This window comes from Bartonella queenslandensis AUST/NH15, assembly GCF_000312585.1.
In the GTDB taxonomy this organism is placed as follows: Bacteria; Pseudomonadota; Alphaproteobacteria; order Rhizobiales; family Rhizobiaceae; genus Bartonella; species Bartonella queenslandensis_A.
The window spans coordinates 44,974-46,178 of record NZ_HE998010.1; the positions used below are offsets into that span (position 1 = coordinate 44,974).

Annotated in this window: 2 pseudogenes; one reads left to right on the forward strand and one right to left on the reverse strand. The window is 38.5% G+C overall.

What is annotated here, in order from left to right:
* Nucleotides 1–229 precede the first annotated feature (229 nt).
* Nucleotides 230–584: pseudogene (locus tag BN338_RS13210) on the forward strand (integrase); the annotation flags it as partial.
* Between the two features lie 411 nt (nt 585–995).
* On the opposite strand, the pseudogene BN338_RS12690 reads toward BN338_RS13210, so the two are convergent.
* Nucleotides 996–1,205, reverse strand: a pseudogene (locus tag BN338_RS12690) (helix-turn-helix domain-containing protein); the annotation flags it as partial.

Sequence of the window (1,205 nt, forward strand, 5' to 3'; positions counted from 1 at the left end):
TTTATACAATAAATTGATTTATAATGATAATTCACTGTTTTGCGTGTTGAGTGAGAGACTCCAATAACGTAAGATTCCCTTATTTCAAACCTATTCCATGTTTAATCAATTTATGTTGAATCAATCAAAATCATTTTCTTGTACATCACAAGTTGGGTGCGTGTGAGGATAAAATTAGTATAAGAAAAAACTAAAAATAGCTCTTATGAACGCTCTCAAGTGCTAAGGGCTGTTGCAACACCCACGAGCTGGCAAAGTGTGTGAGGGTGCTGGCTTGCTTCTTCTCAAGTGTAAAAATGGAGGTGCTCAATGGCTTTAGCATAATACCATTCATGGGTGTTGTTTTGATATGGGCTTGGGAGCGTTGCGAGATGTTTTTTAAACAAGCATGTGGATGTGTAACTGGATGGCATTTTGTTTTACGTGAGGGGTGTGCCCCCATTAAAGCACGCGATAAACAAAAACGTGAGGCAATAAGCAATCTGCATTATTTAAAAGATATCGCGTTGGGTACTTTTGAAAGCCATAAAGCTGTAAAAGGAGATGGGAAAGATGGTCAATGGTTTTCACCTTTACGCCTTTATAGCAGGCATCTTACGAGTCTTTTAAGTATATCAAATGCACATGGTCTAAAATTAATGGAGTCTCTACAGCGAAGAGGTGGCTACCCTTTTATACGTATGAATGCTTGTCCTGTTGTGCTGTAAAACATTATTGTTTGCGGTATGGTGATGTAAGGCACAAAAATTTTATGCATAGGGTGTTTGGGTGAGAGAAGGGTGGTGAATATTCAGGGGAGGGCTTGTTCATATAATTTGGGGGAAAGGATTCTTATGAAATGGGAAGCTGAGAAGGAGCTGTTCTTGAGAAGTTGGATCGTTTATCAACCGGTTTGGGGAGAGGGGGGTCTTTTGAGGTGTGGGGAGAAAGTCAAGAACAGGGCGTGTATCACCTTATACTCATGCTTTTAAATGCTTTAATTTTGATTAAATGCTTTAATTTTGATCACAAATTAAGTTTAAAATTGCTTTCTGTTTGACAGATGGGAGGACTCTAAAACTTTTTAAAAGCAAATATTCCTCTTTGCTCGCTGCGATTTCATCATAATGATACGGGGTGTTTTCTTTTTTGATGATATCAGTGTAAAAGAAGGAAACTGGAACCTTCAAAATATCGGAAATTTCCTTTAACCGCCCTGCGCTGAC